We start from the raw sequence: 22383 nt of genomic DNA on the forward strand, positions 1-22383 counted from the left end.
TAGCAAGTGGTGCGGTTGATCCTGGCACGCTAGTATCACTTAGCGCAGCAGATGGCGCAAGTATCTACTATACAATTGACGGTAGTACGCCAAGTGCAAGCAGCACGCTTTATACTGCTCCGATCTCCATTACAGAGGCTGTAACGATTAAAGCTATCGCTGTTAAAAGTGGAATGACTAACAGCAGCTTACTTACCCTAAGCTATACAATTAAGCCACAAGTGGCGATTCCTACTGCCGATGTGGCAAGTGGTGCGGTTGATCCTGGCACGCTAGTATCACTTAGCGCAGCAGATGGTGCAAGTATCTACTATACGACTGATGGTAGTACGCCTAACTCTAGCAGCACACTTTATACTGCTCCGATCTCCATTACAGAAGCTGTAACGATCAAAGCAATTGCTGTTAAAAGTGGAATGACTAACAGCAGCTTACTTACCCTAAGCTATACGATTAAGCCACAAGCGACGATTCCGACTGCTAATGTAGCAAGCGGTGCGGTTGATCCTGGCACGCTAGTATCACTTAGCGCAGCAGATGGCGCGAGTATCTACTATACAACTGACGGTAGTGTGCCTAGTACAAGCAGCACACTTTATACTGCTCCGATCTCCATTACAGAGGCAGTAACAATCAAAGCCATTGCTGTTAAAAGTGGCATGACTAACAGCAGCTTACTTACCCTAAGCTATACGATTAAGCCACAAGCGGCGATCCCGACTGCCAACGTGGCAAGCGGTGCGGTTGATCCTGGCACGCTAGTATCACTTAGCGCAGCAGATGGCGCAAGTATCTACTATACGACTGACGGTAGTGTACCTAGTACAAGCAGCACACTTTATACTGCTCCGATCTCCATTACAGAAGCAGTAACAATCAAAGCAATTGCTGTTAAAAGCGGCATGACTAATAGCAGCGTACTTACCCTAAGCTATACGATTAAGCCACAAGCGGCGATCCCAACTGCTAATGTAGCAAGCGGTGCGGTTGATCCTGGCACGCTAGTATCGCTTAGCTCAACAGATGGCGCAAGTATCTACTATACGACTGACGGTAGTGTACCTAGTACAATCAGCACACTTTATACTGCTCCAATCTCCATTACAGAAGCAGTAACGATCAAAGCAATTGCTGTTAAAAGCGGCATGACTAACAGCAGCGTACTTACCCTAAGCTATACGATTAAGCCACAAGCGGCAATTCCTACTGCCAATGTAGCAAGCGGTGCGGTTGATCCTGGCACGCTAGTATCGCTTAGCGCAGCAGATGGTGCAAGTATCTACTATACGACTGACGGTAGTACGCCTGACTCTAGCAGCTCGCTTTATACTGCTCCGATCTCCATTACAGAAGCAGTAACGATTAAAGCAATTGCTGTTAAAAGTGGCATGACTAACAGCAGCGTACTTACCCTAAGCTATACCATTAAACCACAAGCAGCAATTCCTACTGCTAATGTAGCAAGCGGTGCGGTTGATCCTGGCACGCTAGTATCACTTAGCGCAGCAGATGGTGCAAGTATCTACTATACAACTGACGGTAGTACGCCAAGTGCAAGCAGCACACTTTATACTGCTCCGATCTCCATTACAGAAGCAGTAACGATTAAAGCCATTGCTGTTAAAAGCGGAATGACTAACAGCAGCGTACTTTCCTTGAGCTATACGATTAAGCCACAAGCGGCGATCCCAACTGCTAATGTAGCAAGTGGTGCGGTTGATGATGGCACGCTAGTATCACTTAGTGCAGCAGATGGTGCAAGTATCTACTATACAACTGACGGTAGTGTACCTAGTACAAGCAGCACACTTTATACTGCTCCAATTTCGATTACAGAAGCAGTAACGATTAAAGCAATTGCTGTTAAGTCCGGCTGGATGAATAGCCCAGTAGCGAGTTTTGAATATACCGTGATCATACCTATCGTATTACCTGAGTTGATAGAATCCCCTTCATCTTCAATGGTAGGAGCGGTCTACTATGGTTTCATAACAGCTTCTGGTGGAACAGGTGCCCTTACTTATTCAATTACGGCTGGCCAACTACCACCGGGACTAGCATTAGATCCGAATACGGGAGAAATTACCGGTACTCCAGCCGCTAGCGGTACTTATAGTTTCATGATTAGTGTGACGGATTCGGCAACAACTCCGGTAACGGCGTCTATGCAATATATATTAACCATTGATCAGCAAATTCCACCGACAGTGACGGCTCTGTATTCCAGTCAGACAACTGTTACGCTGCCGACAGCAGGACTTACTCACAAGCTTGCCATTACTGCCAACTTCGATAACTACACATCTCGCGACGTAACCGCAGAAGCACAATATGTGAGCAACAATGAGTCTATCGCGACAGTCAGCGCTGCAGGCGTTGTGACAGCGGTCGGAAGCGGAACGGCGAGCATTACCGTTACCTATGGCGGCTTAACAAAGACTGTAACCGTGACCGTGTCAACAACGCTCCAATTGGATCTCCTTGACGCCTTTCTAGCATCAAATCCAATGCGAGTAGGGGAGACCACTAATTTCATCGTCACTACAATCTTTATCGATGGATTAGGGAAAGATGAAGCGTTTGATGCGCTCGATTGGGTGACGATTGAAATTGCAGATCCTGACGTAGTATCAATTGATGAAAACTACTTTGTTACGGCGCTTAAATCGGGTAGCACTACAATTAAAGTATCGTTTTTATCTGAGGAAGTATTTATAACACTCGACGTTCTGTAATAAACTATAGCGAAGGAAACGTGCAAGCATACAAAAAGGTTGGACAGAAAACATGATGTGTTTTCTTGCCCAACCTTTCTTTTTTGAGGACTCTCGCTGACTTTTTCGTATCTTCTTCACTCAGCATATGATCTGGACATTATTTGGCATCCAAAACTTTATAGATTTTTTGAACCCTTTTTAATTGTGCAGCTGTTAAATATTGTGCTCTTTTTTGTAGCACATTCAAAAATTGCTGTTTATTTTCATCAGCTACAGCTAACAGAATACTTTCAGCATGCTGAGGTACTTCCTTAGATCTGCACTTTTCAAGGTGATTAAGTAAATAAGGGAAAATTTCTTCATTGTTTTCCTCACTTACGGTTGCTAGCTTGGCGAGAGTTAAAACCCCTTTATCCATTGTGATTACAGACCCAGTTTCCATGACATGTTTTATTGTTTGGATATGAGGCACAATGGTTTCAGCTGCTACCTCAGCAATCGTTGATAATGCCTGCATCGCTCCCCACACTAAACGATTATTACGGCTTTTTAGCAGTTCAATAAAAGTTAATGCATACATACTGATGAGCTCTGGATTAACTTGCCCTATTTCGTATGCTACTTTAATGCAATCGGATTGAATTTTTTTATCTTTACTTGCTAGATGTTCAATAATTTCTTCGATTGCAGAATGATTTTTATCTTTCGCTAATTCATGCGCCAACTCAATATTAGGTGCTTCATCGTCTCGATGGAGTTGAGAGGCTAAACGATTCACTACTGACATGAACATCCCTCACGCTATAATTAGTAACTGCATTCATGCTTATCGCATGTAATCCTACCTTTAGTATTTCCATAATAATTGAGGTAGAAGTTTGGCTATCTTGAGGTTTCCCAATAAAAAACCGTTCGATCCACAAACATCATGGCGTCGAACGGTTTCTATACAACTCTCACCTTCACTTAGATCAATACAACATAGGTTTATTCGGAAGACAGCATAATCTTCTCTAGTTCAAGAGGTTCAATATACACTCCGTCCTTGTAAGCCCTCATATTACCGCCAGATATCTCATCGATAAGAGCAACCTGCCCATCCTTAACGCGACCAAATTCTAGCTTAATATCATAAAGCTCAATACCTTTCTTAAAGAGCTCATCCTTCACGATCTGGCAAATTTGCTTCGTCAGGTTCTCGAGTGTAGCATACTCCTCTGCTGACAATATACCAAGCATCTCCAGAGCAGACATACTAATGGGTGGGTCCTGACGCTGATCGTCCTTCAACGTTACTTCCACAAAAGCATCCAATGCTTGTCCTTCCTGTGCATACAAGCCATAACGACGAAGGAAGCTGCCGACCGCGCGATAACGACATATTACCTCAAGTCCTTTTCCGAATACCGTAGCAGGCAACACAGTCATAGTTGCTTCCTTAATATCAGCATCTATGTAGTGAGTCGGAATATTGGCTGCTTTCAATTTCTCGAAGAAGAACTTCGTTAAGCTTAATCCTGCACGCCCAGCACCTTCCATCACTAAGCCTACGGTGTTTGCACCAGGATCGAACACACCATTCTCTCCGGTCACATCATCCTTGAACTTCAGTAAGTAATTCCCATTGTCTAACTCATAGACATCCTTTGTCTTACCTGTATAAATAAGATTCACAATATAGGACCCCTTTTACAAATATATTAGATTCTCCGAATACCCCATATTATACCATAATGTATACCAACTCTGAGAAGCCCTTCTGATGTTGTTATCTATTTCTCACCTAACACTTTACCATACTTACCGCCGCCACCATGTACAATGTTTAATTGGCCTAATCTTGCCCTATGAATCAATTCCACTAATTTTTCTGGTACTACTTCTAGAAGCTGCTCCTTTGTTACATGGTGTAAAATGTTCATCTCCGTTCCAAACACTTGTAATAGTCGCTTCATTGTTTTAGGTCCTAAACCTGGTATGAAATCAAGCGGTACCTGATGGACGTACGGTGGTCTGTTAACAGGAGTTACGTCTTCGTCTGATAACTCCTTAATACGAGTCGATACACCTTTAATGAAATCTGTGCTTCCACACGCTGAGCATACCTCCATTTCCATGCTTACCTGCTCACCACAATGGAAACAAATTGACTCGTAATACTTACCAAGCAATGGATTTAAACCATAATTCGCACGTATCAAGCGTCCTTCTTCATGTCGAAGCGCTTTTCGAAGCTCATGAAAGCTTGACTCCTCCATTAAAAACTTTCCGTATTCACGCCCCATCTTACCTAGCGAATGTGCATCGGAGTTTGTTAAGAACGGATATGGATGAAGTTCATGTATACGCTCGACCATTTGGGTATCTGAACTTAGGCCCAGCTCAATTCCATCAATAAGCTGGGCATCAAATACTTCTGTTAAGCTCCGTTGAACGCCTTTCCCATATAAACTTTTAAACGGTGTAAATACATGTGCAGGAATAAACAATCCACCATATTCATGTACCCTTTGTTGTAGAATTCGACCTTCTACATAAATACGCTGCGTACTCAGTGAAATATTTTTAACATGCTGACTCATCCATTGCGAAAAACCTTTCATCTTCTCCACTGTTGGAAAGTAGGTTAAAACATGAATTGGTCCATGACAGTTTGTGTCATATACTTCAATTTCAGAGCCTAATATTAGGGTCGTATTTTGAAATTGTAGTCCCCCTTCTGCTAGCTCCTCCATAGCTCCTAGGTTGACTAACTGTTCAATTTCTAATAATACTTCAGGTACATGACAGTCAATGATCCCTATCATATCAAGCCCTTTTTGACTATTTGCATATTGAAGAATAGCCTGCAAGGTTAAGTTTCTACTCCCTGTTATTTTCACTGGTTTTCCACTTGCCGTTCGTCCAATATGAATGTGTAAATCGACAAAAAACTCCTTCAAGCTCCTGCCTCCTCCCTTAAATTTTTATGTAAATATACTTTATACATATGATTAGAGCCTACTGGTACTTATCACAATATACATTAGTCCATTATTAATAGTGTATTAGTGGAAAAGGAGGAGAGTTAAGTGGGAGTACTTTTAGAAAAGATTTGGATAGACAAACAGCTTGAAACACTCCCCTTATGGCAACAAATAGCCTATAACTCTTTCACTTCCATGGTAGCGGATGATCATAATAAGTATCCATGTATCCCAGGAAGACAAGGGTTTCTTACCAATAATCTTCGGTTCAGTTTTATAGGAGATCCGCGTGAGCTAAATTCAGCAAAAGAACTCGCAGAAGCCTTAAGGGTGTATGGAAAATGTTCACGTGATACAGGAAAATATGCCTCTTTGGTTGTCTTCTTTGAAACATCTAAAGTTCTTCTTGAGAACGATGATATAGAGTATTTCCGTGAGTTATTTTGGACTATCTTGAACAATGTAACCACATTTGATGAATCGGAATGGCCTGAACATATCCCCTCAGATCCATCTGACCATAAATGGGAATTTTGTTTTGATGGAGAGCCTTACTTTACTTTTTGTGCTACACCAGCTCATGTTATACGCAAGAGCCGTTATTTTCCAAGCCTGTTCATTGCGTTTCAACCTCGATGGGTGTTTGAGGAAATAAACGATTCTACAGCATTTGGACGTAATATGAAAAAGCTGATTCGAAAAAGGCTTGTAGATTATGATAGAGTTCCTGTCCATCCTAATTTGAATTGGTATGGAAATAAAGACAATCATGAATGGAAACAATATTTTTTAAGTGACGATGATAGTAGTCCATCTAAATGTCCCTTTATGAGAATGAAAATAAATTATCAAGCTTTCTTAATATAGATATGTAGTCACTCATAGAAAACTGTTGATTACATCCTATTCAATTAAAGCTCCTATAATATAATCCCTTCTATGCTAGTAAATAAATTTACTTCAAAAGGAGATATTATTTGTGTACTTAAATTAAACAGGAGGGAAACATTTTGCAAAATCAGAACCAAACCGAAAATCAATTTGCAACAAACAGCCCCAATCAACAACATATTAAAAATCACGGTGGTCATGAGTTATTTGATGCTCACGAAGTCATTGCTGGTTTAATCAATATGTTAGATCAATATCAAATGTATGATCAATATCAAATGTATGATCAATATGTTCAGGATCCCGAATTAAAGTCTATTTTACAACGGCAATCTTCTTTTGTTACACAAATGTACAATACAGTTGTCGAAAGTTTTCAAACGGGACAAGATCCAACCATCCCTACCCAGCAATATAAAATGACCCAAAACAACAATGTTCTATATGGAATGATGCCAGGGCAACCTAAAAAACCTAATCAGTCCATAAATGAGCTTTCAGATCAAGGCCTGTCCGCTTACATGTTAGGAAACACAAAATCATTAGCCACTCTGTTAGCGATGACAGCCCTAGAGATGACAAACCCCGTGCTTCGCCGTGTTATTGCAGATAGTGTACCGAATTTTATTGAGATGAGCTATGAAATATTCCTTTACCAAAACAAACATAGGTATTATCAAGTTCCTCAACTGATGGATCAAGATATGAACATCATGCTTACAAGCTATTCAAAGGTTCCTCAACAAGGAAATATAAATATGCCTCATTAAAAAAACGGGCTGGATATAAGAACAATCTTATTCCAGCCATTTTATTAAGACCTAATTCTCCTCTAAACAATGAATGATGCTAAAGCAAGTCAGATCGTTTACACATATCAAATAATTCCATAGGGGTGTTGTTTAATGGAAGAGTATCTTATAGAAGGGAAAACAGGATATAGTCTTAAATTATCCAAAGGTCAAATTATTAAAGTAATTGATCTGGAAGGACAACAAATTGCAGACTTTGTTGCATACCATGAAAAAAATTATGAAGAAAGACTAGACCCAGTTGCAACAAGGGATGCTTTACAGTCCACTGATATTAAAGTAAACGACAAATTGTATTCCAATTTATATAGACCGATGCTAACGTTACTAAAAGACACTGTAGGAAAACATGATTTACTATCACCTGCATGTCGACCTGAAATGTATAAGTTGTTGTACAATAAAGAAAAACCGTTAGAAAATTGTTACTGTATTTTAAATAAGGCGCTTTCACATTACAATGTTCCAGCACCAAGTCAGCATTATCCTTTTAATATCTTTATGAATACCATCATTGAAAAGAATAATCAAATTGAGATTAGAACATCTCTGTCTTCCCCAGGAGACTATGTAGAGCTCTGTGCGGAAATGGACTTAATTATTGCCATTTCAGCATGTCCTAATGAAGAAAGTGCAGGTAATGGCTACCACTCTTCTTCTATAAAAGTAGAGGTGTACTCATAACACCGTGGTGGATGTAAGTGAGACAAGTAAAATTCCGAACACTCAAATTTTATTGAGTAATCCAAGGTTTAGATTTTCAAACGGATATCCAGCTTGTCATCAGTTTTGTACTAAAATTGTACATAGGTGCTCTATCCTTCTATGCGTAACATACAAAAGACCGGACAAAGCAATCAGCTTTTAGTCCGGTCTCTACAGCTCTTCTAGAATAAAGTCAATGACTCAACATTATTTTGAACGATAAATTCTCGCTTCATACGGTGCTAGCGTCATATGCTGTTCATATGAAGCTGATGTATGAATACTGCTTAGCACTAATTCAAAGCGATAGCTGTTTAACTCCTCAGGTAATGTAATCTGTGCTTCTTGACCAAACATATTTACTATAATCACAGCTTTTTCGCCATTCCATTCGCGTGTATAGGCGTAAACCTGCTCATCTTCAGGCAGGATCAAATCGTATTTTCCATAAATGAGCAGCTCGTCAGCTTTACGCAGCTTAATCATCTTTTTGTAATAGTTTAGAATCGAGCTCTCATCCTGCTGGGCAGCAGCAACGTTAATCGTCTTATAGTTTGGATTTATCTTGAGCCAAGGTGAACCTGTTGTAAAGCCTGCACCCTCCTCAGCACTCCACTGCATCGGTGTACGAGAGTTATCTCGACCATTGATCCAGATTGGTGCCATTAGTTCCTCATGCGTCTTTCCGTTAGCTAATCCAATTCGATACGCATTTTTTGCAGATACATCGTCGTAATCTTCTATGGAATCAAACTTCGTATTCGTCATACCTATTTCTTGACCTTGATAAATAAACGGTGTCCCCTGCATGAAGAAGAATAATGTAGCTAGTGCTTTTGATGACTCTAACCAATAATTTTTGTCATCCCCCCATACGGATACAGAACGTGGTAAGTCATGGTTTTCAAGAAATAAAGCATTCCAACCTGTACCCTCTAATGCATGTTGCCAGCGAGTGTACACTTTTTTTAGAGTTAATAAATCCAGTTTTCCATCAGTATCTTGGCCCCAGAGCCCATTTGCTTCAAACTGAAAGATCATATTAAATTTTCCGTTTTTCTCACCGACCCACTCATCAGCATCTGCAGTGGTTACTCCATTCGCTTCACCAACTGTCATAATATCATACTTGGCAAATGTCTCACGATGAAGCTCTTCCAAAAATGTCTGAATACCAGGCTGGTTAAGATGATATGGGAAGGACGATACGTAGTCTAAGCCATCTGGGTTCGGTAAATCTGGGAATCCAGGTGCCTTTTTAATATGCGAAATGGCATCGACACGATAGCCATCAACACCTTTATCAAGCCACCAATTAACAGTTTCATACAGTTCCTTGCGCACAACAGGATTTTCCCAGTTAAGATCAGGCTGCTTGGAAGAAAAAATATGCATGAAGTATTGATCCGTTAATTCATCATACTTCCAAGCTGAGCCATGAAAAATACTTTCCCAGTTATTTGGTTCCTTACCGTCTTTACCATCTCTCCAGATATAATAGTCACGATACGGGTTATCCTTGCTTTTTCTTGACTCAATAAACCAAGGGTGCTCGTCGGATGTGTGATTAATAACAAGATCTAATGTCAACTTCATACCACGTGCATGCACTTGCTCTAGCAATTCGTCGAAATCAGCCATTGTACCGAAATCATCCATAATGTCTTTATAATCAGAAATATCATAGCCATTATCATCGTTAGGCGACTTATACATTGGACAAATCCAAATGACATCTATTCCTAAATCCTTGAGATAATCGAGTTTTGTAATAATCCCTCTTATATCACCAATACCATCACCATTTGTATCAGCAAAGCTGCGGGGATATATTTGATATGCGACTGCTTCTTTCCACCACGTTTTTTTCATTTTATTGACCTCACTTTTATATATAATCAACTAAAAAATACTGTAGTTAATCCAGCACAATGTTTCCTGTTAACATTAGGTTGACTTTCTAATGACTAATTTAAACGGTAATGTATAGATTTTATCCTCAACCTCAACCTCATTACCTTCCAAACGATTAATAATTAGGTCCATTGCTTGATATCCGATATCACTTACAGGCTGCTTAATCGTTGTCAGTTCTGGCATTAGCATTTCTGCCAATGGCTGATCGTCAAAGCCTATGACCGCAAGTTCCTCTGGAATACGTAATCCTACTTTTCGCGCTTCCATTATAATTCCTGCAGCAACCTCATCACTACCTGTAAAGATAGCATCGGGTCTATCTTGCATATTGTATATTTGGTGCAATACCTTTCTTCCATCTTCAATCGTATGTCGCTTTATAAAAAGCCAACTCGGATTAATCTCGATATCAGCCTCAGCTAATGCTTTCTCATACCCATGATTTCGATCCTTATATTTCCCAGAATCATTAAATAATCCACCCGTGCAATACGCTATTTTTCGATATCCTTGCTGCACTAAGTGCTTCACACCTTCGTATGATGCGGTAAATTGATCAACCTTTACTATTGGTACAAAAGGCTCTGGTAAATACTCATTACACAGCACAATAGGTCCAAATTTCAAATATTTCTTTATTGTATCCCAATCATTTTCATAGGCGGTCATAATAACTCCATCTACTTGCTTACGCTTCAATAAATTAAGGAAATCTACTTCCCGCTTACTATCCTCATTACTTTGGAAAATCACCGTCTGATATCCTCTTCTATACCCTTCTTTTTCTATTGATTCCACCAGGTATGAAAAAAAAGGATTTACAATTCTTGGGACAATAACTCCAATTATTTTTCCGGCCAATCCCCTTAATTTTTGAGCAGAAACGTTAGGTGTGTATCCAATTTCTTTCATCACTTTTATTACTCGTTCTCTTTTTTCAGGGGCAATATGTGGATAGTTATTAATCACTCTAGATACTGTTGATTTGGAAACACCTGATAACCGAACAACATCGTTAATATTAGGCATATCTTTCACTCCATACTACATCTTTTTAGTGAACTCATATTGATATATCCAAAAAGTATAAAAAGAAACATCAGGCATGAATGTCAATGACGCATCTTACTAGTGATTGAGCCTATAATGTGCAATGAAATTACGCATACGTATTGATCAATTGATTATTATCGTATATACGTCTCTTTAACAACTGATACGGATAATGCTCCAAGCACAAGTAAAACACCTGATACTAAAAGCATCGCTGGCATTGAAGAGCCTAACAATGGGAACAATGCAAAGCTTGCACAGGAAGCAATAATTTGTGGAATACAAATACTACTGTTAAACAAACCTAAATACGTACCCATATTTTCACCTGACAAGGCATTCGTTAGCATTGTGAATGGGAACATCATCATACTTGCCCATGCAATCCCTATACAGAAGAATGAAACAAGCAATAGATTTTGGCTTTCTACAAAGAATATAGAACCAAATCCAATTGCACCAATTAATAAACTTATGGCATACCAAGGTTTATGATGATTATTTGAAATACGCGATAACACAAGGGACCAAATTACCGCTGCAATAGCTTGTACTGCAGAAAGAATACCGAACCAGTTCCCTGCTGTTTGGTACTCTGCACTAGCTGCATTAGTCGTACTCCAAACATTATCTGCAATTGCACCTGTACCATACGTCCACAGATATTGAAAACCCATCCAACAGAATAATTGAACTAATGAGATGGTCCAGAAGATTTTCGGTGCTTTACGAAGTAAAGCAAACATGCTTACTTTCTCTTTCTTCGCATTAAGCTTAATTCCATGGTAGGCAGCATATTCAGCAGGCGAATATTCTTTAACCTTAAGCACTGTAAATAAGCAACAAATTACTAAAATAACGGCACCAACATAGAAAGACACAACAACCGATCTTGGTACAACTCCCTCTGGTGCTGTGTTAGAGACGCCTAATAACGTAAGCACAAAGGGAAAGATACTTGCTAATACAGCACCACTATTAGAAAGAAAGCTCTGTATGGAATAAGCAAAGCCCTTTTGCTCCTCATTTACCATATCACCAACCATCATTTTAAACGGTTGCATTGCTACATTAGAAGCCACATCCATAAACAAAATCGTTACAGATGCAAAGGTTAACGCAACGACTGCAGTAAAACCAAAACTACCTGAATTAGGTAGTAAGCACATGACGATAACGGCGACTAAAGCACCAACAATTAAATAAGGAACGCGTCTTCCTAGTTTAGGTATCCATGTTCGATCGGAAAGATAACCTACAATGGGTTGGACAATTAAGCCCGCTAGTGGGGGCAAAATAAAGAAAAATCCTAAGGAATTGGGATCAGCACCAATGGTCTGAAAGATACGACCCATGTTCGAGCTTTGCAAAGCAAAAGCCATTTGGACACCTAAAAATCCAAAGCTAATCATCCAAATGATACTGATTGGAAGCTTAGGTAATTGTCTCATCGTGTTAGTACTACTTACTTGATCAGATTGAGTTGCCATTCTGAATCCTCCAATAATTTTTAATTAATTCTCTGAGCTGCAATATGACTGAGAGGATTGTTTGTTTGAAAATACTTGAAATCGATTTCAACAGAATCAATAAATCAATCATCAACATTCGTTACTCTAGCTAATAAAGCAATAACGCTTACAATCTATTGCAAACAACATTAGTATACCTAAACTGTAGATAATTATAGTTCTTTTTCGAGTTTCTCACAATAATAAAATTAAAATGACACAAATTCGCAAATATCTATTTAATTTGGTTGTAATATTAAATTGAAATCGATTTCAAAAATTACTCATCAAATACATGATAATTTTTCGTTCACTAAATAAATTTAACTAATCTTCTTTACTTAGAATACGGTTCAGCTTAGTGAATGCAAGAGAGATTGTATCCATGTACGAATATTAACAAAATATAGTATGATTATAGTAATTTATCATTAAGGTAAGCAATGGCTACCGCTTTAATACTATAGGATAAAGGAGAGTTTTTATGGAATATCATGTATCCATACATGGGAATGATCAGGCACAAGGAACAGCTGATCAACCCTTTCGTACAATATCACGAGCTGCGGCTCTTGCCATAGCTGGTGATACGGTTATTGTTCATGCGGGAGTATACAGGGAATGGGTTAACCCGGCTAACGGAGGAACAGCTGATCATCGAATCATTTATCGCTCCGCAGGAGATGGGGAAGTCGTTATTACAGGAGCTGAACGAATTACCGACTGGATATCTGAAGGAGACAATGTTTGGAGCACTGAGGTACCCAATTCGATGTTTTCCGTTCGTAATCCCTTTGAAGTAGAGTTGAGTGGAGACTGGCTATTTGACGGAGCGTACTCGGTTCATCTCGGTGATGTTTATTTGGATCATAAATCTCTGTATGAGACCGATCGTCTCGAAAAGGTTCGCAATCCCGAAGTGTGGTCTGAAGCCAAGTATCCCCAGGACTCGCTATTACAATGGTATGCGGAAGTTGGCTCTGTAACAACGAAGATATGGGCTAACTTTGGAGGAAAAGATCCTCGTAAGGAAAATGTAGAAATCAATGTGCGTCCTTATTGTTTCTGGCCTGAAAAACCAGGGCTTAATTACATAACTGTAAGCGGATTCACACTTCGTCAAGCCTCTCCGCAATGGGCGCCACCTACAGACTACCAGGAAGGCCTAATCGGACCTCACTGGAGCAAGGGCTGGGTTATTGAAAATAATATAATTAGTGAATCCAAATGTGTTGGGATCAGTCTAGGTACCGAGATCGGTACAGGTCACGCGAAGTCCAATGGGAAGCATAGTAAAGGCGGTACTCAACGCGAGCAGGAGGTTATTTTACGGGCGTTACGCTCAGGCTGGCATAAGGATAGCGTGGGCAGTCACATCGTTCGCGGCAATGTCATTCACGATTGTGAGCAGGCAGCTATTGTAGGTCATATGGGGGCAGCCTTTAGCCAGATTTATCAGAACCGTATTTACAATATTCACCACAAGCGGCTTAGACACGGTGCCGAGGTGGCTGGGATCAAACTGCATGCAGCACTAGATACACAAATTAATGAAAATATAATCTATAACTGCTACCGTGGACTTTGGCTTGACTGGCAGGCACAGGGTACTCGCATCAGCCGTAACGTATTTTTTGACAACCTTTCTGAAGACCTCTTCGTTGAGGTTTGCCATGGCCCGTATCTAGTTGATCACAATCTGTTCCTCTCCCCTATGAATTTTAGGAATATGGCGCAGGGCGGAGCATTTGCACATAACTTGTTTGCTGGTAAATTTGTCGTTCGTTCGGAGATCACTCGAATTACACCGTATCACTTCCCTCACGAAACGGCAATGGCCGGATACTCCAATATTACCGGAGGCGATGACAGATACTATAACAATATCTTTTTAGGGGATAATGAGGCTTATAAAGCGCCTGTTCCAATAACCTTTTTTGAGCATCTTCCACTCAAGCCAAGGGATGAGGTTGGAGAGGACGGAAAGACCGTTATGGATGGCGTTCCGGACAATTCTATTTGCTATCTGCATAATGTGGGGCTGGGCGGATACGACAAGCATCCTAACTTTAAAGATAAGAAATGGTGGGAGTACACGAAAGAAGAGCTTGTCGAGCTGGGCGATGCCGCAAAGGATTTCTTTATAGGAAATGCTGTTCTTCCTGTAGCTATGGGTGGAAATGTATATCTTAACGATGCGGTACCAAGTAGTCATGAATCCAATGCGAGAATCTATACGCAGAAGGGCATAAACGTTGAGGTTGATTCTGCACAAGGTAAGGTAAACATTCAAATGAATGAGCCCGCACTGCTTGCGGGAGCCTCTTCATTGGTGGTAACGACCGACCTGCTTGGCAAGACTTATCACGCCGATATGAAGTACGAGGAACCAGACAGTACTCCATACCGATTGGACTCCGACTTTTTCGGAACGAAGAGACCTGATGCAGATGTCACACCTGGTCCGTTTGAATTGAACGATAATGGTACGATTACTTTTGAATTTTAATTAAAATAATGGTTGAGATCCAGTCCGAAACGCATTCCATCTAGCGTGAAGAAACGACAGGCCGAGCAGCTTTATCGTTTCTCTTAACTGACTTATGTTGGAGTTAATACTATTGTAAGCTCAAAATAAAACATGCCCTGTCCGTTTGCGAACAGGGCATGTTTTACTTATGGTTGTTCACCTTATATCTGAAGAGCGAATTTCATGTTCAATTTGGTTTATCTTCATAGTGCTTGGCAATGCGATACGCCATTTCCTGTAACTGGTGCCTCAGCTCTTGTGGCTCACGTATATGAATGGCTGTGCCAAACGTAATCAGATACTTAGGAAGATACTTATTCATGGTTTGGACATCAAGCAGAAAGGTTACCTCCCGATCGTTTCTCTCCGTCACATAGTGACGCAGATGCCAGTGTCCACCAATCGTATTCAATATATCGGGCTCTCCCTCAATGCGGATAACCATTAGCGGTCCATCCGCCTCTAGTCCCTCTTCAGACTCGTCGCGGAAGTATTGGGATGCAGAGAAAAACTCGGGTTTTTCGAAATGAAATTCAGTCATCTCTAAACGTTCGATTCGGTCTACTCGGAACGTCCGCATCGCCTTCGACCGTTGGCAATGCGCGATAGCATACCACTGATTTCGGTTGTAAACTAGCCCATATGGATTAACTTCTCGTTCGTCGGCCTGCTCCGCATTCGCTTTACGATAGGCGATTCGAACCGTTTGTCCCTTATTAGCCGCTTCCTCCAGATCTCTAAGCAACGGAATGGTGAAAGAGGCGCGTACAGGAGAAATCACATCTAAACCACTCGTTTGACGGTACAAATTATGCCGTTGCTCTTCGTGCAGTCCAACCTCCACTTTCTTTAACGCTATTTTCAGTTCTTCCGTATACGGGTAACCAGCACCTTCTGCGAATTTCGATGCATCAACAAGTGCCTTTAACTCTACAGAGTCGAAGAACAATGGTGTCTCCTTGAAGCTTTCAAGAATGTGAATGCCTCCATCGTGACCTGATTCTGAGACAATCGGCACGCCGCTGGCACATAATGCGTCAATATATCGGTATACCGTTCGCACACTAATCTCCAAATTATCCGCGATTTGTGCGGCAGTAAGCTTCCTTCCGTATCTCAGCATCCAAAGCACAGACAGCATGTTGTCCCATTTAGCCATAGAAGCACCTTCTCTCCACCCGAAAAAATATCCAATAAGCATTCCAGTTCTATATCATTATATACTTATTAATCTGCTTATCTGCTATTTATAGCATTCATTAATTCGAAGAAATATTTTGAATCGTACGTCTTGTAAAGATTGAACCACGCGTCTAATGTTTCTGCATCCAATACTTCCATTACCTTCAATACATGCATTGCAAATTCCAACGGGGCTATTCCAGTTGCCGTAATGAGATTGCCATCCGTTACTGCTGGTTTATCCTGATAATAGTTTTCTCCATTGTATTGAGGACAAATCATTTTCATATATTCTAGATTGTTGCTTGTATGCGCTCTTGAATCTAGCAATCCCATCCTGGCCATTGCTACTGTTGCCCCACAGATGGCCGCAACAACCGTACCTTCTTCTAAAGCTGTGGCAAGTTTTTTTAATATCGGTTCGTGAATTTCATCCATCCACGTATTTCCCCCTGGAAGAATGACAACATCATTGCTATCCAACATACACTCATCAACAGACATATTAGGAATTACTTTCAATCCACCCATTGTAGTCACAGGTTGTTTATGAGCCCCTACTGTAACCAACGTTATAGGTGCCAAATCCTTCTTAAAATACCTACCCGAGTTTAGCTCCGCAATTAAATAGCCTACCTCCCAGTCTGACATCGTATCAAATACATAAAGATACACGTTCTTTGTATACATAGCTTGCACTCCTTTTATCATTATTCCATCTCGTCGATATCTCTAATATAAAAAAACTTCACTGACACTTTCCGTCAGTGAAGTTTTTAAGCTCGGTAAAATAAACGTATATATTTCTGCAGATTGTGCGGTTATTATACTTTGTTTTTAGTTTGCCTATTTATAGTATGGTTCTCCTTAACATGAGTAGGGCGAAATTATACGAAACTCTTACAGAAGCATCTTTGGTTCCCAATTAGTCTGAAATGAAATTATTAATTTTCTCGAATTCAAAGCACTAGTTCGTGAACAAATCTTGTGCTACTTTAAAGCTATAGAGACATTATTATTTGAACTAATATACTCTACGAATCTTTTATATTTACTTTTTTTGTTTATATGATAATTAATCCCCAACCCTTTTAATTCACTTAATATATATTCACACTCTAATTCAGAGTTGACTCCTTCAACCTCGAGCTCAAAAGATTCATTTCCCCCTGGAAAAAATGAATGATCTAATTCAAAAGTGTATTCATTAAACAGTCTTACTTTCAATCGTTCATTTTGTATATACCCTAAAAAACAAATTTCAGAAGAATCAATAATCATCTTCAAGTCGTGTTTTTTTTCAGCAATCGTTCCAAGTATCTCTGAAGGATTTGATTTAAAGTATTCGAATTCTTTATTAGATATTTGCCTTTCTATCTCCAAAGATGAAATAAAGCGACTCTCACTTTTTGATTTTATTTTTAGACAGAGTAACCATTGTCCATCTTCATTACGGATTCTCAATGTAATTCCAGCCTTATCCAACCTAAAATCAAGAGTGTCAAAATAGTAATTAGTCTGGCGTATTGGATTAGGACATTTTGGAGCATAATTAAGTATTTTAGTAAAGGAATCATGCTCAAGTAAAAGTTTTAATTCCTTTTCTGTAATTGCCATGAAATCATCTCCCTTAGATTTTACAACTTAAACTCCATCTCACTTTCAAATACTAACTTTTTTTCACTTTAGTTCGGAACATATTTTTCTCTCTTATTCGCCACATCATTTAGCAATGGCATTATATTTTGAACAGCATATTTCTTGTACTCGGTGGCATTTTCTTTATCTACACTATAAAGTCTCATTATCCGAAGACCATTATTAAGAGAACTAATTATCTGGGAACTTTCTCGAATTTTAACTGGAGAAATAACATAGAATCCCCTTGTTGATTTCTCCAAAAGCTGAGCACCAGCATCCATATCCTTTAAAGGAAATCTCTCGTCTGTATATATCTTGAATTTTTCTTCACCGAATTCTTCCTTCATTTTATCAAAACTCTCTGAAAAGCATTCGCTTAAGAGAGTCTTTTTGTCTTTCTGATCAATAAACTCTTCTACCTCGTATACCCTCTTCCATAAGTTTCTGTCTTTTATATCCCGAAGAGCACTTCTACGTTCTTCTCCCAACTCACTCATTAGGTGGTTAACGAATTCTTCATCAGTTAATGAAGTGTATAGTTCTTCAAAATCATTAGCTGTTAACGACTTCTTAGACCATTTAACGAAATTTAGTCCGTTCTCCTCTGTTACAAAATTCAACATTGCCCTGCATGCCTCGTTAGTTTTATGACCGTAAACCTGGACGTACATTTCATATCTAGCTTGTAAAAAATTTTCAATTGCATGTAACCCACTTCGTTTAAGGCCTAACCTGATTTTTCCATCATTCTTAGCATACGCTAACATAGATTTTAATACTCTTGATTCAGAGTAATTACCATATGGTACACCAGCGAAATAACTGTCTCGCTTAAGATAATCCATTCGATCGCAATCAATCGGTGCACTCGCTACAATATCATTCAATATAGGAAGCACATCAAACTCTCTATCAAAAATAGATATTAAGCGCTTACCTAAACTTAATTCAGGCTTTAAAATAGTTAAAATATTATAAATCTGTTCCTTTGTGACTCCTACAGTCCTATTTAAAACTTTATATGTAAAATAAGATGATACATGCTCATGCTCTATCCTAATATCTTTATTACCTTTTTCAAGTTGCTTTTCTACATATTTTTCAAGTAGAACTTCCATTCTCTGAATAAATTTGGTATCTTTATTTATCATTTCATCACTTCGTAAAATTAACATAAATTCTTCAATATTAGGAGCAAATGCATCAAACAAATGAGATAACGGCCCATGCCCGATATCATGTAGTAATGCCGCTAATCGAAGCTCAATAAATGTCTGTTTTAATGTATCTCCATTCTGAGATAGTGATTGGCTTAAATCAACACCAACTCCCAAATCCAGAGCACCATAAAACTCACTGCTTTCTGCAATATCTCCGCGTATTCTTGCTGTATATCCATTTTCTAAAATAGCGAGAAACATTTGATGTGCATAATTCATTACTCCGATAGAGTGCTCAAATCTAGTATGTTTAGCTGAAGGAAAGACCTTATATAAAAATGAGTTCTGTCTGACATGATGTAACCTGCGAAAAAGTGGGTCTTGGATAACTTGCATCTCATTCATTGACACTCGGATTACTCCGTGTATTGGATCATTTATACTACGTAGTAGGTCAAGCTCTTCAAAAAATATCATTTGAATACCCCCATGAAGAGAATTTTGTTAATTTACATATATAACAAATAAATATAATACATAAACTATGGAAGACCTGCATCTCATACTATGTTTTTTCGTAAGATACTCCCCTTCAATAACGCTTCTTGTTATGAGGGACATGCTTCAACAGAATTAAACTTTCCCTATTGAGCCATTATAATATTCTTTTTACTACTAGAAAAATATTCAATATTTAAAACTATAAAAAAGACATTTCTTATCCATTTTTATACAACTCATAAAACGCTAAGATCAGTAAAATAAGTGGAAGTTCCTACCTGAAATGTATTACAATTCTCTCTCAAAAATCCCTGATCTTTTTTAGAATTAAAAAACTAAACTCTCCATATTTATGATTTTCTCACATAACACTTTTTAAATAATCTCTGGCTTCTTTAGAAAGTTTCTCTATTGAGAAATTAGCTAATTGTACTTTATCAGTTTGGCTTGCAATTCTAGCTATATCATTAAGTAACTTTTCTCTTTCAATAGCTCTAGACCAGAGTAGACTGCTTCCTTTATTAATATCATGATGAATTTCTTGAAGATAGTTATTACGGTCATAAATGTACCGATACTCATGTTTTACTTTTTTCTCACTAAAAAATTCTCTATCGATAAATTGAACAGTACATTGAATACATTCAAATAGTTTTTTTATCTTTATTTCCGTATAGTCTTCGTCATAAATGCTAGCTGCCAACTCAATAGGGGATACTCCTTGATTCAATTCGAAATGAACTAGTTCCTCCACTTTTATTTTTAATTCATTAACAAATTCCATGTAATATCCTCTCCAGTTCTGGTTTTAAATTATCATCCAGATACTCCTGTGCTCTTATTAAATCTTCAATTTCCATTACGTCTCTTCCTGCAAACTTTATTTTGATTTTTGTATTAATAAAAATAACCAGTACACCATCATTATTTGTAGTTGGTTTAGTAAATTTAGGTAGTAGACGTTTTAACTTTGAATAGAGTGTGTTTTCCTTTGGCTCAATGTTAAACTGTTCAAGCAAATCAACCGCTACTAACTGAATTCTTTCAGTGAGTATTTTTCTGATCATTTTTCTTCTTTCAAGAGGTCTTTTTTCATTGTAAATATGGTTAAATTCGTCAGTTTTATCCCTGATTTTTTTTCTAAACATTTTTTCAAGTGTTTCTTCGATAAGCTCATCATCTAAACCTATGGATTTTAACTCTTGTCTCTTAGCTTCAGTTTCTTCTAAAATTAAATTCCTCGCTATTTCGAATTCATTATGAAAATCAATAAGTCCACTATATGAGTCAATTTGCTCAATAGACTCTCCACGTATTACAGCTTGTCCATAAATAGTTTCTCTCTTTTCATATTCATTATCACCAATTTCAATCTCTCGAACTTTTTTATATCGACTAATATCATCAACTTCTTTTTTGAAGAACTCCCATAGTTCATCTAACCCTAGCTCATCATGGTAAATTACTAGTGCATTGTTATCAACCTCGTAACGCGTTATCTCGTTATCAGGTATCGCCCTTAATACTCTTCCAATTACCTGTGCGAATCTATTTAAACTTTTATATGGACGAAACAATGCAGCAATAGTCAAGTATCTATGATCATACCCTTCACCCATCATATCTACATTTACTACTACGTTATATTTGTGGTGCTCAATTTGTTGAAACTTAATGTCCTGTTCTTCACGCGACATTTTACTGTGAATCAACACAGCACTCACGCCCTCTGAATTATACAACTCCTCCAATTTTTCTGCATGTTTTATGCTACAGGCAGAAGCCATAATTTTATGAGGTACTTGAGGAGATATTCTCTTTAGTTGATCTAATTCATCAATACTTTTTTTTACTATTTCTAATGAACAAGCATCCGACATCGCAACTGACTTCTGCACCCATGCTTCGTCTTTTAATTCCTTAGCCTCATTAAGAGAAAGTATACTTCCATCTTCTAGATAAAACGTTATTTCCTTAGTCTCTATAGTTTTGTTTCTAAGCCACTTTACATATCTACTCTCCATTACTTCAGATAATTTTGTTTCGTGTATTTTCTTCCCAGGAACAGCGACACCATCCCCACGATATGGTGTACCAGTCACATGCAATACCTTAGCATTTGAAAAATAGTTTAATGCAGTCTGCCATGACTCTGCAGGTGCATGGTGTGCCTCGTCAATAATTATCATATCAAAATGGTCTCTTTGTACTCTGTTTAACAAACCGTTAGTAGAGTTTATCCGTTGAACATTAGTATAAACAATGTTGGCACTACTTAACTCACTATCTAAAATTTCATTCTCAAATGAAACTAGAACAGGATTATCTTGAATATCAAACAGAACATTTGTATTAATCCAAAAATTTTCGTCTAGCGCCTCCATAGTCTTCGCAATACTTTTCTTTGTTACATGCCCCGGTGTAATAATTAGTACTCTTCCCTCACAAACACCAAAAGGAGCTATGGCGATTAATCCACTTTTCCCTGTACCAGTTGGAAGTACAACTAATGCTTCTTCCTGTGGACTTGATAGAAAATGAGATTGAATTTTTAAGTAAGCCTCCAATTGAGGCTTGCGAAGTTTTACATTTCCTTCAATAAAGCAGGGGGTTTCTTTAAAATACATAATCCCAACCACATCCTTTCCTCTCAGATTTCAAAAAGTGACCTAATTCGACAACCACATATAAACTAGAAAACGACAGCCGTCATAGAACGTTGTCGTTTATATACATATTACCATATAAAAGTTATTTTTGAATATTATTTATAAAATGTTACTATCTTTTAAATTTC

17 protein-coding genes are annotated in these 22383 nt (G+C 38.5%); 5 read left to right on the forward strand and 12 right to left on the reverse strand.

Features of this window, described 5'->3' with window-relative positions; genetic code table 11:
* Nucleotides 1-2735: chitobiase/beta-hexosaminidase C-terminal domain-containing protein (locus M3180_RS19705; RefSeq protein WP_251670704.1), on the forward strand; the 2735-nt coding region annotated here is incomplete at its 5' end.
* 139 nt (nt 2736-2874) lie between these two features.
* Here M3180_RS19705 and M3180_RS19710 read toward each other — a convergent pair.
* The 3 genes from M3180_RS19710 to M3180_RS19720 all read right to left on the reverse strand — a co-directional run bounded on the left by M3180_RS19710 (nt 2875) and on the right by M3180_RS19720 (nt 5659).
* A complete protein-coding gene (locus M3180_RS19710) occupies nt 2875-3504 on the reverse strand; it encodes a hypothetical protein (protein ID WP_251670706.1) in 630 nt (209 codons plus the stop codon).
* Nucleotides 3505-3704: 200 nt separating this feature from the next.
* A complete protein-coding gene (locus M3180_RS19715) occupies nt 3705-4391 on the reverse strand; it encodes a phosphoribosylaminoimidazolesuccinocarboxamide synthase (protein ID WP_251670708.1) in 687 nt (228 codons plus the stop codon).
* 98 nt (nt 4392-4489) lie between these two features.
* Entirely contained in the window at nt 4490-5659 is a 1170-nt protein-coding gene (locus M3180_RS19720; RefSeq protein WP_251670710.1) for an endonuclease Q family protein, read from the reverse strand.
* Between the two features lie 129 nt (nt 5660-5788).
* Here M3180_RS19720 and M3180_RS19725 point away from each other — a divergent pair, with 129 nt between their 5' ends.
* The 3 genes from M3180_RS19725 to M3180_RS19735 all read left to right on the forward strand — a co-directional run bounded on the left by M3180_RS19725 (nt 5789) and on the right by M3180_RS19735 (nt 8070).
* On the forward strand, nt 5789-6550 hold the full coding sequence (locus M3180_RS19725) for a YqcI/YcgG family protein (RefSeq protein WP_251670711.1): 762 nt from the start codon (nt 5789-5791) through the stop codon (nt 6548-6550).
* Between the two features lie 143 nt (nt 6551-6693).
* Entirely contained in the window at nt 6694-7344 is a 651-nt protein-coding gene (locus M3180_RS19730) for a spore coat protein (RefSeq protein WP_251670712.1), read from the forward strand.
* A gap of 135 nt (nt 7345-7479) precedes the next feature.
* Nucleotides 7480-8070, forward strand: a complete 591-nt coding sequence (locus M3180_RS19735; protein ID WP_251670713.1) for a DUF1989 domain-containing protein — start codon at nt 7480-7482, stop codon at nt 8068-8070.
* Nucleotides 8071-8298: 228 nt separating this feature from the next.
* On the opposite strand, the gene M3180_RS19740 is transcribed toward M3180_RS19735, so the two are convergent.
* The 3 genes from M3180_RS19740 to M3180_RS19750 all read right to left on the reverse strand — a co-directional run bounded on the left by M3180_RS19740 (nt 8299) and on the right by M3180_RS19750 (nt 12551).
* A complete protein-coding gene (locus tag M3180_RS19740; RefSeq protein ID WP_251670714.1) occupies nt 8299-9963 on the reverse strand; it encodes a glycoside hydrolase family 13 protein in 1665 nt (554 codons plus the stop codon).
* Nucleotides 9964-10038: 75 nt separating this feature from the next.
* Entirely contained in the window at nt 10039-11037 is a 999-nt protein-coding gene (locus M3180_RS19745; protein WP_251670715.1) for a LacI family DNA-binding transcriptional regulator, read from the reverse strand.
* 158 nt (nt 11038-11195) lie between these two features.
* Nucleotides 11196-12551 carry an SLC45 family MFS transporter gene (locus M3180_RS19750; protein ID WP_251670716.1) on the reverse strand — a complete coding sequence of 452 codons (1356 nt, stop codon included), beginning with the start codon at nt 12549-12551 and terminating at the stop codon, nt 11196-11198.
* Nucleotides 12552-13056: 505 nt separating this feature from the next.
* Here M3180_RS19750 and M3180_RS19755 point away from each other — a divergent pair.
* The gene (locus M3180_RS19755) at nt 13057-15081 is read left to right on the forward strand and encodes a right-handed parallel beta-helix repeat-containing protein (protein ID WP_251670717.1); all 2025 of its coding nucleotides are present in this window, start codon (nt 13057-13059) and stop codon (nt 15079-15081) included.
* Nucleotides 15082-15289: 208 nt separating this feature from the next.
* Here the strand turns inward: M3180_RS19755 and M3180_RS19760 are convergent, their stop codons facing one another.
* The 6 genes from M3180_RS19760 to M3180_RS19785 all read right to left on the reverse strand — a co-directional run bounded on the left by M3180_RS19760 (nt 15290) and on the right by M3180_RS19785 (nt 22225).
* Nucleotides 15290-16261, reverse strand: a complete 972-nt coding sequence (locus M3180_RS19760) for a helix-turn-helix transcriptional regulator (RefSeq protein ID WP_251670718.1) — start codon at nt 16259-16261, stop codon at nt 15290-15292.
* 77 nt (nt 16262-16338) lie between these two features.
* Complete coding sequence (locus M3180_RS19765; protein ID WP_251670719.1) at nt 16339-16974, reverse strand: type 1 glutamine amidotransferase family protein; 636 nt, start codon at nt 16972-16974, stop codon at nt 16339-16341.
* Nucleotides 16975-17274: 300 nt separating this feature from the next.
* Entirely contained in the window at nt 17275-17901 is a 627-nt protein-coding gene (locus tag M3180_RS19770) for a CYTH domain-containing protein (RefSeq protein ID WP_251670720.1), read from the reverse strand.
* Nucleotides 17902-17969: 68 nt separating this feature from the next.
* The gene (locus M3180_RS19775; protein WP_251670723.1) at nt 17970-19562 is read right to left on the reverse strand and encodes an HD domain-containing protein; all 1593 of its coding nucleotides are present in this window, start codon (nt 19560-19562) and stop codon (nt 17970-17972) included.
* 385 nt (nt 19563-19947) lie between these two features.
* Nucleotides 19948-20370: a hypothetical protein gene (locus M3180_RS19780; RefSeq protein WP_251670726.1), complete on the reverse strand. Its 423-nt coding sequence runs from the start codon at nt 20368-20370 to the stop codon at nt 19948-19950.
* Nucleotides 20357-22225: a DEAD/DEAH box helicase gene (locus tag M3180_RS19785; RefSeq protein WP_251670728.1), complete on the reverse strand. Its 1869-nt coding sequence runs from the start codon at nt 22223-22225 to the stop codon at nt 20357-20359. The genes M3180_RS19780 and M3180_RS19785 overlap by 14 nt, the downstream gene beginning before the upstream one ends.
* Nucleotides 22226-22383 lie beyond the last annotated feature (158 nt).

This window comes from Paenibacillus camelliae (assembly GCF_023715345.1).
Lineage (GTDB): Bacteria > Bacillota > Bacilli > Paenibacillales > Paenibacillaceae > Pristimantibacillus > Pristimantibacillus camelliae.